Source organism: Arthrobacter sp. NicSoilC5 (genome assembly GCF_019977395.1).
GTDB lineage: Bacteria > Actinomycetota > Actinomycetes > Actinomycetales > Micrococcaceae > Arthrobacter.
In genome coordinates this window covers 4,498,184-4,512,799 of the sequence record NZ_AP024660.1, presented here as the reverse complement: position 1 = coordinate 4,512,799, position 14,616 = coordinate 4,498,184, and the positions used below count along the sequence as shown (strand labels likewise).

Genomic DNA, 14,616 nt, shown 5'->3' with positions numbered 1-14,616 from the left:
GCGGACAGCGTGGAACTGACAGCACGGTTGGCCACTGGCGCAAGGCGCCGGGCTTCGTGGGATTGCTGGTTACGGACGGGAATGGACTAGTGGGACGGCCTGCCGGCGGCCTTCCGCGCGTCCTTCTTGCGCTTGGTGACCTCCGGGTGGTGCCGGGAAAGGGCGATAACCCCAACGATAGCAAGGGCGGCAGCCGTTCCCATCGCAATGGCCATGACGGCATGGACGTCGGGGCGCAGTTCGCCCAGGATGATGACGCCAATGGCAATGCCCACCATGGGGTCCACCACCGTGAGTCCGGCGATCACCAGGTCCGGCGGACCGGTGGAGTACGCACTCTGCACGAACCAGGACCCCAGGCCGCCGGCCGCGATGATGGCCACCACCGAATACCACTGGACATTCAGCAGGAAGAGGCCATTCGGATCCAGGAGGTGCTTGCCGATGATCCGGGTGAGGACTGCCACAAAGCCGAACAGGATGCCGGCGCCGAGGATATAGATGAACGCATTCATCCGGTGCTTGAACGTCACGGCCAGCGTGCCGAACAGTCCCACCGCCAGGGCCAGCAGCAGGACGATGGTGAGCTCATCCTCCGGGCTGACATGGTGGTTCTCCTGGGTGACGTTGACCGCCAGGAGGACGAAGAGCGCCGATCCGGTGACGCACGCGGCAATGGACACCGCCGTGGCGCGGTTGATGGTCAGGTCCTGGTCCCGGGCATTGACCACAGTGGTGATCACCAGGGCAATTGCGCCGATGGGCTGGATGACCGTGAGCGGTGCGGAGACCAGGGCGACGGCATTCATCGCCATGCCGGTGCACAGCAGCAGGAGTCCAAGCATCCACCGCGGATTGCGCAGGAGGCGCAGGAAGCCATTGGAGCTCAGGGCCAGGCCGCCGGTATCGGCTTTGACGGCACTGCCCTGGCGCTGCGCACCCAACGCAAGGCAGAAGGCGCCAAGCACCGCCAGGCCGACGGCAAACCACACCATCAGCCGTTCCCGCCGTCGTGCTGTTTCAATGCCCGGCCCTTGCGCAGCATGGCCCGGAAATAGTTGTACGCGGCAATCCAGTGACCCACCAGGCCCAGGCCCAGCACCACCCAGGCGGTGGCGAAGAGCTGGTCGGAGAACCCGGTGTCCAGCCGGGAAAGGACCAGCAGCGGCGTGCCCAAAAGCAGCAGCCCGGTCCGCACCTTGCCGACCACGCTGACCGGGAGGTCCGGGTGGCCGCGGAAGAGGGAGAGAGTCAGTACCAGCAGGACGGCATCGGGAACCACCAGCGCGGCCAGGTACAGCCAATGCACGACGCCGGCAATCACCAGGGTGAAGGCCACCGCCAGCAGGGCAAGGCGGTCGGCGATGGGGTCAAGGACCCTGCCCAGCTTGGAGGCCTGGTCGAACCGGCGGGCGATGTAGCCATCAATCCAGTCCGTCCCAGCCATGACAGCCAGGACGATCACGCCGGCGCCGTATTCCTTTTGGGCCAGGACCAGCCAGATGAAGAGCGGAACACCCATGAACCGCACCACGGTGAGCAGGTTGGGAATGGTGGCCACGCGGTCATGGTCCACCTGGGGACGGCCGGGGCGGGCGCCTGCACCTATGAACTTCACCCGTCCCCCTCTCCTTCCTGCTGCGCCGCGGCGCGGTCTTTCGGTTGTGCCTTCACAGGCGGAAACAGCGTCCGCCTGGTGTTGCGTGGCGGAAACAGGGACCTAGCTGGCGCGCAGGAGCCTGCGCAGGAGGACCACCAGGACCGTACCGGCGGCAACGAAGGCCGTCAGCGGCTTCCAGCGCCTGGGCAGGTCAGCGGAGGCGGACAGGGCCGCAAACCGCTGCCCCGCCTCGTCCATACCGCGCTGCGCCAGCACCTGGCCTTCGCGTGCCTTGACCTGGGCCGCGGCAAGCACGTAGCGCGCCTGGGTCTTGACGTCCAGTTCCGTTCCGAGTTCGTCGCGGACCTCGGTGAGGTGGTGGCGGCGCTGGCTCAGGCGGCGCACCAGCTCGGGTTCGGATGCGTGCGGGAACTCCTGGTCGTGCCGGGCGGCCTTGGCTTCCTTCTCGGCTTTTGCCTTGGCGGCTGCCTCGGCCTTGGCCGCCTTCGCAGCCTTGGCTTCCGGGCTCTCCGGATCCAGGATGGCCGGGTTGAAGGCCGAGCCTTCGCGGGCGACCCCGATATCGTGCCTGATGCCACGGATGGTTTCCTCCGGCATCAGCGGCATGGCCTTCTTGAACCGGGCCAGGCCCACCAGGCCTCCGACGAGGGCTATCAGCAGGAAAGCGGCGGAAACCAGCAGGGCTGCCAGCCACGCGGGCATGATGGTGGCCAGCCCCATGATGGCAGCGACGATCAGGCCGACCACCAGCAGCGCCAGGAAGAGGAGCGCCACGGCGAAGAAGGCCGCGGCCACCCCCACCTGGACGCCCTTGCGCTTGAGTTCAATCTTGGCGAAGGCGATCTCGTCGTTGAGCTGGCGGGGGGCCAACCGGAAAAGGAGTCTTGCCGTCCCGGGCAGCGCAGTGATACGCAATCCCGGGCTGGTACGCCCGCTGTGACGTCCGCTCATCGGTTCCGCCTTACTGGTTCATGGGTCCATACTGCATCCGTTTAGTGCGGAAATGTGCAGCCGCACAGTCCACGCCACCAAAACTACCATTCAGGTTCAGGGCGGACTTGGGGGCTTGCCGGACGGCGCGGCCTACAACGCTGCAAAAACCGCCATGGCCGGGCCTAGGATTGTTCTCCGTGACCAATCCCCCCAATCCGGGCGACCTGCTGACCCGCCGCCGAAAGCTTCTGTACATCCTCCTCCTGGGCGCTTTGACGGCCCTCGGTCCGTTCACCATCGACCTGTACCTGCCCGCCTTCCCGGCGCTGGAGGCAAGCCTGGGGGTGACCGAGGCCCAGGTCCAGCTCACCCTGGCGGGCACCACGGTCGGTTTCGCGTTCGGGCAGCTGGTGGTGGGTCCGTTCAGCGACAAGTTCGGCCGCCGGACTCCGCTGATCCTGGCCACGGCGCTGCACATCGCAGCATCCCTGGGCGCGGCCTTGTCCACGGACATCACCACATTGGGGATCTTCCGTGTACTGATGGGGGTGGGCGCGGCCGGCGGCGGCGTGGTGGCCATGGCCATGGTGCGGGACCTGTTTTCCGGCTACGCCATGGTGCGGATGTTCTCCCGGATGTCACTGGTCAACGGGCTTGCGCCCATCCTTGCCCCCGTCATCGGTTCACAGCTGCTCCTGGTGATGCCGTGGCCGGGCATCTTCGTGTTCCTGGCTGCCTACGGGACTTTGGTCATCGTGGCCGCCCTGCTCCTGGTCCGCGAGACGCTTCCGCCGGAAAAGCGGGGCCGGAGCGGAATGACCGCCCGGCAACGCTACCGGGCGCTGTTTACGGACCGGATCTTCGTGGGGCTGCTGATGGTGGCGGGCTTCAACTTCGGTGGCCTCTTCACCTACCTGTCGGCCTCGCCGTTCCTGTTCCAGGATGTGTTCGGGTTCTCCGCCCAGCAGTACGGACTTCTCTTTGGCATCAACTCCCTGGGCATCGTGGCCGGCGTGCAGACCAGTTCGCGGCTTATCAGGATTGTGCCTCCGCAGTGGATCCTGGCGGGCGCCACGGCCTGGATGTTCCTGATGGCCATGCTGATCGTGGTCTTCGACCGGGCAGGCCTGGGGCTGTGGGGCGTGATGGTCCCGCTCTGGTTCTACATCATGGGCACCGGCTTCATGTTCCCCTGCGTCCAGGTGCTGGCCCTGGCCGGGCACGCGGCCCAGGCGGGAACGGCAGCCTCGCTGCTGGGCGCGGCCACGTTCCTCATGGCCGGGCTCATCTCGCCCGTGGTGGGCTGGCTCGGCATCACCAGCGCCGCTCCCATGGGAGCCGTGCAGGCGGCCTGCATCCTGCTGGCGATCGCAGCACTGTGGCTTGTGGTGCGGCCGCGCACGGTACCCTCGATCCACTGAGACCCACCTCCACTGTGGTCCGTGATTTCGGCCTGCGTGGCCCTGTCCCCACTCCCCCTCGAAAGGCAGCCTGTGAGCCGCACACCGCACCGGAATGGCCGGGGACTTTTCCTCGGGGCGGTGCTTGGCGCCGTCGTGGGTTATTTCGCCGGCCGCGCCCTGGGCAACCCCGCCTGGGGCATCATCCTGGGGACGCTGGCAGGCGCGGCGATCCTGTATCGGGTGAATCCGGGGTCCCGCGGCCGCCGCTGAAGGACGTGCCGCGATTTTGTTGTGGCAGGCCGGTGCGGCATTCCCTGCCGCCAGGCCCGCTCCCGCGATAAAATGATGCCGTGCCCAACTGGCAGAACCAACCGCCACTTCCGGCCACATGGCAACGGTGCGACGCCCGGATCCTGCCACTGTGGTGGGATCGGCTGTGTGCGCAGGCCGGACAGCAGTCCGCGGCGCTGTACGCGGCGGGGTTGTTCACGGAAGACCGCCGCCGGCCCATCGCCCAATGGTTCAATCCGGCCTTCAATGCGGCCCTGCTGGTGGCCCCGGAAACCTCGCCGGAATGGCCGGTGCAGCGCTTCGGGATTTTCTACGCTCCCCCGGACTCAGGCTTTGTGAGGATCCACTCCGCGCCGCACGAGTGGAGCCCGCGTGAACCCCGGAAGTCGCCCACGGAGCAGGAAGCCTTCCAGGCGGCCATCGCCGAGGCGGAAAGGTTCCTGCAGGTGGAAATGGATTTCGTCTGAACAGACTCCCACCCCGCGGAAAGAAAAATCCCCGTTCCTCCATGTGGAGGAACGGGGATTTTTCGTTGCGCTCCTCCTGCTGGACTTGAACCAGCAACCCTTCGATTAACAGTCGAATGCTCTGCCAATTGAGCTAAGGAGGAATGAAGCAGGTATGACATTAGCAAAGGATTCCGGCCGAAGGGAAATCGGCGGTTTTCCGGGTCCGGGCGGCCCCGCCGGGAAACAAAAATCCCCGTTCCGGAGGCCGGAACGGGGATGGAAGCTCCTCCTGCTGGACTTGAACCAGCAACCCTTCGATTAACAGTCGAATGCTCTGCCAATTGAGCTAAGGAGGAATGAAGCGGGTATTAGCCTAGCAAACTCTTGGCACGGAAACGAAATCGGAGGGCCGTGACCTGGCCCACCTCCGCGTCCGCAGACCGGGCCACCCCTACGACTCAGCGCGCAGGGCCCGGCGTTCCATTTCCAGCATCATCAGCTCGCGGTTGAGCCGCTGGTAGGTCTCCGGGTCCGCCGCCGCGTCAAGGCGCTGCAACTGGCCCATCTTGTCCGCTTTGACCCGGGTGATCTGGAGTTCGAAAAGCCGGGACAGGATGTCGCGGCAGTACTTCAGCACCGCTTCCTCGGTGTGGGCCGGCAGCGGCACGACGGCGAGCTCGGATACCAGCGGCCGGAGGGGTTCCGGCACCTCGTGCATGACGTGCTCCACCCACCGCACCGGATCGACGGTCAGGCCGGGACCAGTAGCGCGCATGGCGTCATGGACGGCCTGGAAGGCAGGGATGGCGAACCGGGCAGCGGCAAAGCGGTCCCACACCCCGCCGGCCAGCAGGGAGGGCTGCTGCAGCGCCACCTCGAGCGCCTGCCGCTCCATGGAAGCCACGGGATCGCGCGGGTCCGGGCGGTGGAAGGAGGGGACAACGCCCGACGACGGCGCGGCAGCTAGGCCGGGTGCCCCCGCTTGGGCAGGGGCCGGGCTGGAGGGGCCGCCTGGCTGCGGCTGGCCCGGGGCCGGGGGGCGTCCGGTCTCGCCGCGCTTTCCGGCGTTCTTCACTTCGGCGTTGACCATCCGCAAGACCTCATTGGGGTCCGGCATCCCCAGCCAGCCGGTCAGGGCCTGGCAGTAGCCCGTCCGGGTGGAGGCGTCGCGGATGGCCGCCACCACGGGCACGGATGCCTTGAGGCCCTGGACGCGGCCTTCAACGGTGTCCAGGTTGAACTGCTTGAGCGTGCTGCGGATGGCGAACTCGAACAGCGGCCGCCGGGACTGGATCAGGGCGTGCACCGCCTCGTCCCCGCGGCTGAGGCGGAGATCGCACGGGTCCGCGCCTGTGGGTTCCACGGCCACATACGTCTGGGCGGTGAAGCGCTGGTCCTCTTCAAAGGCGCGCAGGGCTGCCTTCTGCCCGGCGGCGTCGCCGTCGAAGGTGAACACCACTTCTCCCCCGGTGCCGTCGTCTGACAAAAGCCGGCGGGCGATCTTGATGTGCTCGGTACCGAAGGCGGTGCCGCAGGTGGCTACCGCCGTCGTAATCCCTGCAAGGTGGCAGGCCATGACGTCCGTGTAGCCCTCCACCACCACCAGCTGCCTGTCCTTGGCGATGCTCTTCTTGGCGAGGTCGATGCCGTACAGGACCTGGGACTTCTTGTAGAGGGTGGTCTCCGGGGTGTTGAGGTACTTGGGGCCTTGGTCGTCCTCATACAGCTTGCGCGCGCCGAAGCCGATGGTGTCACCGGCCATGTCCTTGATGGGCCAGATGAGGCGGCCGCGGAAACGGTCGTAGATGCCCCGGTTTCCTTCGCTGAACATTCCGGTGAGCTTGAGTTCGGCGTCGGTGAAGCCGCGGCCGCGCAGGTGCTTCAGGAGGGCGTCCCACCCCTGGGGGGCGTAGCCGCAGCCAAAGTGTTCCGCGGCGGCCCGGTCGAAGCCGCGGCCAAACAGGAAGTTGCGGGCCGTTGCGGCGCCGGGCGTGAGCATCTGGGCACGGAAGAATTCGTCCGCGATCTTGTGTGCGTCCAGCAGCCGCTGGCGGCGGCCCACTTCCTCGCGGTTGGGGCCGGTTCCACCGTCTTCGTAGCGGAGCTCGTAGCCGATCCTGGACGCGAGCTTCTCCACGGCTTCCTGGAAGGAGCTGTGGTCCTGCTTTTGGACAAAGGCAATGACATCGCCGTCCTCGCCGCAGCCGAAGCAGTGGTAACGGCCTACCTGGGGACGGACGGTGAAGGACGGCGAGCGCTCGTCATGGAAGGGGCACAGGCCCTTGAAGGTTCCCAGCCCGGCGCCCTTGAGCGTGACGTAGCCGTCAACCACTTCCTTGATGTCCGTGCGCTGGCGTACTTCGTCAATATCTTCACGTTTAATCAGCCCAGCCACACAGCAATCTTAGTGTCACCGGCCCGGGGTCACCGCCCGGGCACCCGCGTCCCGGGTTCCGGTGTCCTCCCGTCGAGCAGGCTGAGGGCCAGCTTGGGGCAGAGGAAGACGGCCTCCTGTGCGGCTTCACGGTCGGCGTCACGCAGCGGAACGTCGGTCCTGTCGCGGCCTGTCTTCCCGCGCGCCACGGGGTACCCCCAGTCGTCCCGGTCCAGCACCCCGGGAAGCAGTTCGGCGCACAGGCCGCGGCCGTCGCAGCTGGTCCAGTCGATATGCAGGTGGGTTTTCATGCCGCTGCGCCTCCCGGGCCCGTGCAGTATCCGGAAAGGTGGGCGCGGAAGTCTGCGGCAAAGACCTCCAGGGCACTGCTGACCAGCCCGGTGGTCCCTTCCGGGTGCCTGCACGCGCCCCGCCCGGAGACCAGCCGCCCCAGCCGGTCCAGTTCGGAGGCAAGGCGGGGATTTGTTTCCCCTCCGGCGATCCGGTTGAGGACGGACGCCATGGCCGGCAGCCCGAACATGCAGGGCCCGCACTGCCTGGCGGACTGGTCGGCAAGGTAGCTGACGATCCGCGCCGTCGCCTGGATGCCGCAGGTCTGCAGATCCAGGGCGTGGATCACTCCTGCGCCCGGCCGGGCGGTCCGGTCCGGCGGCCCCACGGGTGAGAGCGCGTGCGCCGCGGGCCGCACCCAGCGGCCGTGGTAGCCGCCCACCAGGACGGCGGACAAGGCGGCAGGGTCCATGCCCGCTTCCTGCAGGACAGCCGAAAGCTGCGCACCGCCGGGCACCTCCAGCACCACATCCCGTACCGGGGCAGGCCCGGAAACGGACACCAGCCGGGTACCCGGGTCCGCCGCGGTGCCCGCCTGGCGGAACCATTGCGCCCCGTAGCGGGCGATCAGGGCAACCTGGGCGAGGGTTTCGACGTTGACCACCAGTGTGGGCCGGCCGTTGAGGCCGGATTCGCTGAGGCGCCGGCGTTGGTCGGTGGGGACAGCGTTGCCGTTGCCGATCATATTGACGACGGCGCTCGACTCGCCGGAGATGAAGGTTTCGGGTGCCTGCACTACCCGGATCCGGTTGCCCCGGGGGCGTTCGCCGATGGCCTGCTGCACGCGGGGCAGGCCGGCCGCCGGTGCGTAGACGTACATGCTTGCGCCGCCAAGGGCCGCGGCCAGGGCGGCCAGCCCGTCGATGACGAGGTGGGGCGCGTGGGCAAGGAGGGTGCGGTCTTTGAAGCTGAGCGGTTCGCCCTCGGCGCCGTTGGCGATCACCACCGGCCGGGCCGCAAACAGGCCCTTCCTGCCGGACCCGGCAGCGGCAGTGGCCTTGCGCCAGGTTTCGAACGCGGCTCCGCCCCGCCCGGTCAGTCCAGCCTCCCCGAGCGCCTCCAGCAGGCCGGCTCCGGCGGCGTTCGGCTCCCAGGGTCCGAAGGTGTCGAGGTGCTGTTCCAAGCCTGCGTCAGGGCCTGCTGCCAGGAGCCGCGGTTCCTGCCCTCTGTTGTCCTGTATGGCGTGGAGGGGCGCGGTCGGGTAGGTGTCCTTGGCGGGGCTCACGGGAGGTTTCCTTGCCGGGCGTGGGAGGTTTCGAGGAAGGAGGGGCTCAGCCGCCACAGCAGGGCCGCAGCTACGGCCACCGCGGACGCCGCGGCCAGCAGGAGGAACCAGCCGCTGGAGACGTCGGTGCCGTTGCCCAACGCGTGGGCCATCGCCACCGGCCAGACGCCGTAGCTGAGCCAGTGCACGGCCTTGAAGCTGCGCTGCCCGATCCGGTGCCGCAGCAGGCCCGTCGCCACCACGGCCAGGACAAGGTCCAGCGCCACGGTTCCCAGCCCCTGCCAGAACGGCTGGAAGGAGCCCAGGAACGGCACCACGATGTCCACCGGGTTGAGCTTGGCAAAGGAGTCAAGGAGCAGGGACCCCACATGCAGTCCGAGGAACACTGTGGCGAGCAGGGCGATGTTCCGGTGCAGGAGGCTGATGGAGAACCGGGGCAGCACCAACAGGGGCCGGCCGGACCGGTTGAGGATGCCCAGCAGCACCGACGCGGTGAACAGTGCCAGGGACACGAACCCGCTGACCCGGCCGAACGCCCACATGGCCTCATCCATGGCCGCCACCCCCGGGAGTATTGCTTTCTCCGGTGTTCCCCACGGGGTTGCAGGTTTCCGCCGGCCAGCCGCCGGTGGTGGCGACCCTGCCCCGGCTGTCAACCAGCCGGGCAGCAATGCCTTCGGTCCGCAACCAGTCCAGGGCAGCGAAGCCGCGGACAATGGCCGCGGTACTGAAGGCGTTCGCTTCCAGGCAGGTGGGCGCTGCGACACTCACCGAGCGCCAGACCGGCTCGGCGGGGAGGCCAAAGCGGGGGTCAAGGATGTGGTGGACCTGCATCCCCTGGTGCTGCCAGCGGCGTTTCTGCGTACTGGACGTGGCCACGGCGAACCCCGGGGCCAGGGAGATGTACTGGACAGGGTCGGCGGGAAGGTCCTGCACCATGATCTGCCAGTGGCCGGGCTTGCCGTCCTCCTGCGGTCCGGGCCCGGCGCTGGCCAGGTCACCGCCCAGGCCCACGAGCACCCCGCAGCCCAGCTCCCGGCAGACAGCTGCGGCCGCAAGATCGGCCGCGACTGCCTTTGCTGACGCCCCCAGGTCCAGGCGGAGGTCGTCCGGCACGGTGAGGGTCCCTGCCCCGAGCTGGAGGCGGGACCAGCCGGGGGCCCGGGGCGTCGATCGATGCTGCGGTACCGGCTGGGATGGCACAGCCTGCTGCGGTACCGGCACACTGGTAAGCCCCGGCCTGCCCTGCATTCCCGGGCCGTGGCCCAACGCGGCCAGGTCGGCTCCGAGAGTGGGGTCAACGTCGCCGCCGGTCATCCGGGCAGCGTCCAGGGCACGTTCAAGGAGCAGCCGGAACATGGGGCTGATGCTTACACCCCGCGCCATGCGGGGCTGGAGCCTCATCAGTTCCGAATCTTCGCGGAAGCGGCTGCAGGCGAGGTCAACCTCCGCCACGGCATCCCGGACAATGTCCCCGGCCGCGGCAAGCAGTGCCGGTTCCGTGACCGTGACCGAGGCCTCAAGCCCCCAGACAGTCCAACTGGTTTGCGCTGTGCCGTGCGGAGATGCTGTGCCGTGCGGGGGTGCCGTGTGTTCGGCGGTCCTGGCAGCCGGGGCACCGGGACCTGCCATTGCGGAACGTGCCACGTCAAGACCCCGAGGACCGGCCGGGGACGGTACCGCCGTTGCCTGGCTGGACCGGCGTGGTGCTGCCGTAATTGCCGTAGCTCTTGGAGCGGCGGGGGCTGCTGTCCTGGCGGGTCCCGTAGTCATCGTCGTCGGAGCGGGCAGGACCGGTTTTAGAGGTGCTTCCCTGCGTGCTGGTGTCCGTGGCGGGAGTGGTCCTGGCGATGACGGACGGCGTTGCGGCGTACACGGCAGCTGCCGCGACCCCGGCAGCGGCGAAGCTGCCCACACCCACGGCCGCGGTGATCCCGGTGGCCAGGCGCTTGCCCCTGCTGCGAGTACTCATGACCAGCTCCCGTTCCTAGCGGCCTGTCTTTCCTCCCATGGTGCGCTTCGTTCCTGTGTAGATGCTTTAAGGAAGCTGTTGATCGGGCGGACGTCCGGGCGGGAGCCAACGGCGGGTCACCAGAGCGAGGGCAGGCTCCCCACCAGGCGCTCGTACATGGCCAAGGCCGATCCATCTGTGAGTGAGGCCACCTGGTCGATGACCACGCGAAGGCGCGCGCCGTCGTCGTCCGCCGTCCGCCAGTCCGCCGCGAACATCGGCTCCAGGTGCCGGTCACCCGTGGCGCTGAGGGCGGTCACCAGGGCATGGAGCACTTCCCTCTGCCGCTCGTAGATGGGTTGCCGGTGCTCCGTGGTCATCACGAAGGTGGTGGCCAGGCCCTTCATCACCGCGATCTCCATGACGGTTTCGTCGGGAACCATCAGTTCGGCGCTGTAGCGGGTCAGGTTTTCCGGCCCGTAGACGGCGCGGGTGGTTTCCAGGGCACTCTGGCAGAACCGGCCGATCAGCTGGCTGGTCATGTTCTTCAGCGCCGCCATGGATTTGCGGCTGCCGTCGGCCTCGCGCACCCAGACGTCGGTGGCCTCCAGCCGGGCGAGGGCGGCGTCAATGGCGGCGGGGTCGTTGTGCGGCAGGTACCACTGCTTGGCGTAGCCCACCACGCGTGCGCGGTGGTCCGGGTTGTCCATCCAACGCAGCTGGAAGTGGCCGGCGACGATCGCGTCCTCCACGTCATGGACGGAGTAGGAGATGTCGTCCGCCAGGTCCATGACCTGGGCTTCGAGGCAGGTCCGGCGTTCCGGAGCACCTTCGCGGAGCCAGTTGAAGATGGGGAGATCATCCTCGTAGGCGCCGAACTTGCTGGTCCGCTGCCCGTGGATCACCGGTGCTTCCAGCGCTGACCATGGGTATTTCGACGCCGCGTCAAGGCTTGCGCGGGTGAGGTTCAGTCCGGCGGGCTGTCCGTCGGCGGTGAGCACCTTGGGTTCGAGCCGGGTGAGCAGCCGGAGGGTCTGGGCGTTGCCTTCGAAGCCGCCGATGGCGTGGGCCACCTCGTTCAGTGCCGATTCGCCGTTGTGGCCGAAGGGCGGGTGGCCGAGGTCGTGGCTGAGGCAGGCGGTGTCCACGACATCCGGATCGCAGCCCAGGGCCCGGCCCAGCTCGCGGCCCACCTGTGCCACTTCCAGGCTGTGGGTGAGGCGGGTGCGGACAAAGTCGTCGGTGTCCGGTGCCACCACCTGGGTTTTGGCGCCCAGCCGGCGCAGCGCAGAGGAGTGCAGCACGCGGGCGCGGTCGCGTTCGAAGTCGGAGCGGTAGGTGCTCTTGGGCGGTTCCTCCACCCAGCGGGCGGAATCGTGCGTGTCGTAGCCCGGCAGCGCCAGGGCTGCGGTGGGGGTGCCCGCGGGCGGGTGTCCGGCCAGGGATGCCTCAGCCACCGGAAACGTCCAGCTCTGCGGCCGCGATGTCCTTGGACTGGTCCTCGTTGAGTGCCCGGGAGTCCAGCCAGTCCTTGGGCAGGGCGGGCCTTTTCGGCGAGCCGGCGCGGCCGCGGGGGCCCTCGGCGTCCACTCCGGGGTAGGGCGAGTCCAGGTCCAGCTCGGCCAGCGTGTCCCGGAGCACCTCCAGGCTGGTCACCAGCGCCAGCCGGGTGCGCAGTTCCCCTCCCACCACGTAGCCCTTGAAGTACCAGGCGATGTGCTTGCGGATCTCCCGCAGTGCCTTGCCTTCGTCGCCGAAGGTTTCCACCATCAGTTCAGCGTGGCGGTACACGCCTTCAGCCACCTGGCGGAGGTTGGGGCGGTGCCGGACGTCGCTGCCTTCGAACGCGGCCTGCAGGTCGCCGAACAGCCAGGGCCTCCCCTGGCAGCCGCGGCCCACCACCACGCCGTCCACGCCGGTTTCGCGGACCATCCGGACGGCGTCCTCAGCGGACCAGATATCGCCATTGCCCAGCACCGGAATGTCCGGAAGGGCTTCGCGGAGGCGGGCGATGGCGGACCAGTCGGCCTTGCCCGAATAGAACTGCGCGGCCGTCCGGCCGTGGAGCGCGACGGCGGCGACACCGGCGTCGCGGGCGATCCGGCCGGCGTCGAGGTACGTGAGGTGGTCGTCGTCGATCCCCTTGCGCATCTTGATGGTCAGCGGAATGTTGCCCTTGGAGGCTTCCTTGACGGCGGTCTGCACGATCGAGGTGAAGAGATCGATCTTCCAGGGCAGGGCCGAGCCGCCGCCGCGCCGGGTCACCTTGGGGACGGGGCAGCCGAAGTTGAGGTCGATGTGGTCGGCCCTGTCCTCCTCCACGAGCATCCGCACGGCAGCGCCGACCGTGCCGGGGTCCACGCCGTACAGCTGGACGGAGCGGACCTTTTCGTCGTCGTCGTGCGAAATGATGCGGAGGGACTCGGTGGTCCGCTCCACCAGCGCGCGGGACGTGACCATCTCCGCCACATACATGCCGCCGCCGTACTCACGGCAGAGCCTGCGGAAGGCGGAGTTGGTGATGCCGGCCATGGGAGCCAGGATCACGGGGGTGTCCACCGTGATGGGTCCCAGCTTCAGGGGCGGGAGTTCCAGCTTGGGGGCGGGAGGAGTTGCAGCAACAGTCACCTGTCCATTGTTGCAAAGCCGGGCAAATCGGTGATCCCGTCCAGTGCCAAAGTACCTGTCCCCGGTTTCGGACGGCTGTAAGCGTGGCGCGGGGACGGACAACCAGCCAGGAAGTTTGAAGGAGACTTGCCCATGCTTTCCGACACCGCATACCCCGTGATCCAGGCGACCCTTCCCGTCGTCGGCGAACATATCCAGGAGATCGCCTCCCGTTTCTACAAGCACATGTTCGGCGAACACCCCGAACTGCTCAACGGCCTGTTCAACCGCGGCAACCAGGCCGATGGCCGGCAGCAGCAGGCGCTGGCCGGTTCCGTTGCCGCGTTCGCCGGATTCCTGGTCAACGACCCCACCCACCTGCCGGGCCACCTGCTGTCCCGTATTTCGCACAAGCACGTCTCCCTGGGCCTGAGTCCTGAGCAGTACCAGGTGGTGCACGACAACCTAATGTGGGCCATTGTGGATGTCCTGGGCGACGCCGTGACCCCTGAGGTGGCCGCGGCCTGGGACGAGGTCTACTGGCTCATGGCCAACATGCTCATCAACAAGGAACGCGGGCTCTATGACGCAGTCCGGCTGAGCCCGGAAACTGTCTGGCGCACCTGGCGGGTGGCCGAAAAGATCCAGGAAACCGACGACGTTGTCAGTTTCGTGGTGGAGCGGACCGACGAGAGGGAGGTCAAGCCGTCGCTGCCGGGACAGTACGTCACCATCCGCATGCAGATGCCCGACGGCGTCCTGCAGCCACGCCAGTACAGCCTCACCCAGGCCGACGACGGCCAGCACCGGCGGTTCGCCGTCAAGCGCGTGCGCACCGAGGGTGCGCCGGACGGTGAGATGTCCAGCCTCCTGCACGACCACGTCAATGTGGGCGACGAGGTCACCCTCTCCGCGCCCTTTGGCGATGTGGTGCTGGAATACACTGACCGGCCCGTGGTGCTGGCAAGCGCGGGCATCGGAGTCACGCCCATGGCCGGCATGCTGTCCCACCTGGTCAAGTCCGGTTCGCAGCGGAAGGTCCTGTTCCTGCACGCGGACGACTCCCCTGCCTCCTTTGCATTGCGGAACCAGGTGACGGCCGACCTCGCCGCGCTCCCTGATGCTTCCCTCCATACCTGGTTCCTCAACCCGGACGGCGGGGGTTCTTCGGCCGACGGCAGCGTGCATTCCGGATTCATGAACATCAAGGACGTCCAGTTGCCGTCCGACGGCGAGTATTACCTCTGCGGCCCCATGCCCTTCATGCAGGCGGTGCGGACCGCCCTGGTGGGCGCAGGAGTGCGGGCGAAGGACATCCAGTACGAAGTCTTCGGCCCGGACCTTTGGCTGGCCGATTACCAGTAACCCACCGGAGGCAGTGAGCGCAGATCCAGCCTCGTTTGGACGCCGG

The 14,616-nt window shown here is 67.8% G+C and carries 15 protein-coding genes and 2 tRNA genes; 4 read left to right on the top strand and 13 right to left on the bottom strand.

The features are described 5' to 3' along the window. Nucleotides 1-86 precede the first annotated feature (86 nt). The 3 genes from LDO22_RS20900 to LDO22_RS20890 all read right to left on the bottom strand — a co-directional run bounded on the left by LDO22_RS20900 (nt 87) and on the right by LDO22_RS20890 (nt 2,572). Nucleotides 87-995, bottom strand: a complete 909-nt coding sequence (locus LDO22_RS20900; protein ID WP_224025557.1) for a DMT family transporter — start codon at nt 993-995, stop codon at nt 87-89. Further along, nucleotides 995-1,618, bottom strand: a complete 624-nt coding sequence (locus LDO22_RS20895) for a CDP-alcohol phosphatidyltransferase family protein (RefSeq protein WP_224025556.1) — start codon at nt 1,616-1,618, stop codon at nt 995-997. Before LDO22_RS20895 ends, LDO22_RS20900 begins: the two co-directional genes overlap by 1 nt. Before the next feature lie 102 nt (nt 1,619-1,720). Beyond that, nucleotides 1,721-2,572 carry a phage holin family protein gene (locus LDO22_RS20890; protein ID WP_224025555.1) on the bottom strand — a complete coding sequence of 284 codons (852 nt, stop codon included), beginning with the start codon at nt 2,570-2,572 and terminating at the stop codon, nt 1,721-1,723. Between the two features lie 179 nt (nt 2,573-2,751). On the opposite strand from LDO22_RS20890, the gene LDO22_RS20885 reads away from it, so the two are divergent. The 3 genes from LDO22_RS20885 to LDO22_RS20875 all read left to right on the top strand — a co-directional run bounded on the left by LDO22_RS20885 (nt 2,752) and on the right by LDO22_RS20875 (nt 4,715). Continuing rightward, nucleotides 2,752-3,975, top strand: a complete 1,224-nt coding sequence (locus LDO22_RS20885; protein ID WP_159632397.1) for a multidrug effflux MFS transporter — start codon at nt 2,752-2,754, stop codon at nt 3,973-3,975. A gap of 72 nt (nt 3,976-4,047) precedes the next feature. Continuing rightward, nucleotides 4,048-4,227, top strand: coding sequence for a glycine zipper 2TM domain-containing protein (locus LDO22_RS20880; RefSeq protein WP_224025554.1), 180 nt, complete (start codon nt 4,048-4,050; stop codon nt 4,225-4,227). A gap of 80 nt (nt 4,228-4,307) precedes the next feature. Then, nucleotides 4,308-4,715: a hypothetical protein gene (locus LDO22_RS20875; RefSeq protein WP_224025553.1), complete on the top strand. Its 408-nt coding sequence runs from the start codon at nt 4,308-4,310 to the stop codon at nt 4,713-4,715. A gap of 70 nt (nt 4,716-4,785) precedes the next feature. Here LDO22_RS20875 and LDO22_RS20870 read toward each other — a convergent pair. The 10 genes from LDO22_RS20870 to dusB form a co-directional block, all read right to left on the bottom strand. Beyond that, nucleotides 4,786-4,858: transfer RNA gene (locus LDO22_RS20870), tRNA-Asn, on the bottom strand. Nucleotides 4,859-4,980: 122 nt separating this feature from the next. Further along, nucleotides 4,981-5,053: transfer RNA gene (locus LDO22_RS20865), tRNA-Asn, on the bottom strand. Between the two features lie 95 nt (nt 5,054-5,148). Continuing rightward, complete coding sequence (dnaG, locus tag LDO22_RS20860) at nt 5,149-7,092, bottom strand: DNA primase (RefSeq protein WP_159632400.1); 1,944 nt, start codon at nt 7,090-7,092, stop codon at nt 5,149-5,151. 29 nt (nt 7,093-7,121) lie between these two features. Beyond that, nucleotides 7,122-7,382: a ferredoxin gene (locus tag LDO22_RS20855; protein WP_224025552.1), complete on the bottom strand. Its 261-nt coding sequence runs from the start codon at nt 7,380-7,382 to the stop codon at nt 7,122-7,124. Further along, entirely contained in the window at nt 7,379-8,647 is a 1,269-nt protein-coding gene (locus tag LDO22_RS20850; protein ID WP_224025551.1) for an NADH-ubiquinone oxidoreductase-F iron-sulfur binding region domain-containing protein, read from the bottom strand. The genes LDO22_RS20855 and LDO22_RS20850 overlap by 4 nt, the downstream gene beginning before the upstream one ends. Then, nucleotides 8,644-9,201 (bottom strand): ferric reductase-like transmembrane domain-containing protein, encoded by a 558-nt coding sequence (locus LDO22_RS20845; protein ID WP_224027296.1) that lies wholly within the window; start codon nt 9,199-9,201, stop codon nt 8,644-8,646. Before LDO22_RS20845 ends, LDO22_RS20850 begins: the two co-directional genes overlap by 4 nt. After that, nucleotides 9,194-10,294 (bottom strand): FAD:protein FMN transferase, encoded by a 1,101-nt coding sequence (locus LDO22_RS20840; RefSeq protein WP_224025550.1) that lies wholly within the window; start codon nt 10,292-10,294, stop codon nt 9,194-9,196. The genes LDO22_RS20845 and LDO22_RS20840 overlap by 8 nt, the downstream gene beginning before the upstream one ends. Nucleotide 10,295: 1 nt before the next feature. After that, nucleotides 10,296-10,619, bottom strand: coding sequence for a hypothetical protein (locus LDO22_RS20835; RefSeq protein ID WP_224025549.1), 324 nt, complete (start codon nt 10,617-10,619; stop codon nt 10,296-10,298). 116 nt (nt 10,620-10,735) lie between these two features. Further along, complete coding sequence (locus tag LDO22_RS20830; RefSeq protein WP_224027295.1) at nt 10,736-12,001, bottom strand: deoxyguanosinetriphosphate triphosphohydrolase; 1,266 nt, start codon at nt 11,999-12,001, stop codon at nt 10,736-10,738. Nucleotides 12,002-12,047: 46 nt separating this feature from the next. Next, a complete protein-coding gene (gene dusB / locus LDO22_RS20825; RefSeq protein WP_224025548.1) occupies nt 12,048-13,226 on the bottom strand; it encodes a tRNA dihydrouridine synthase DusB in 1,179 nt (392 codons plus the stop codon). A 132-nt stretch (nt 13,227-13,358) separates the two neighbouring features. On the opposite strand from dusB, the gene LDO22_RS20820 reads away from it, so the two are divergent. Further along, a complete protein-coding gene (locus tag LDO22_RS20820) occupies nt 13,359-14,570 on the top strand; it encodes a globin domain-containing protein (RefSeq protein WP_224025547.1) in 1,212 nt (403 codons plus the stop codon). Nucleotides 14,571-14,616 lie beyond the last annotated feature (46 nt).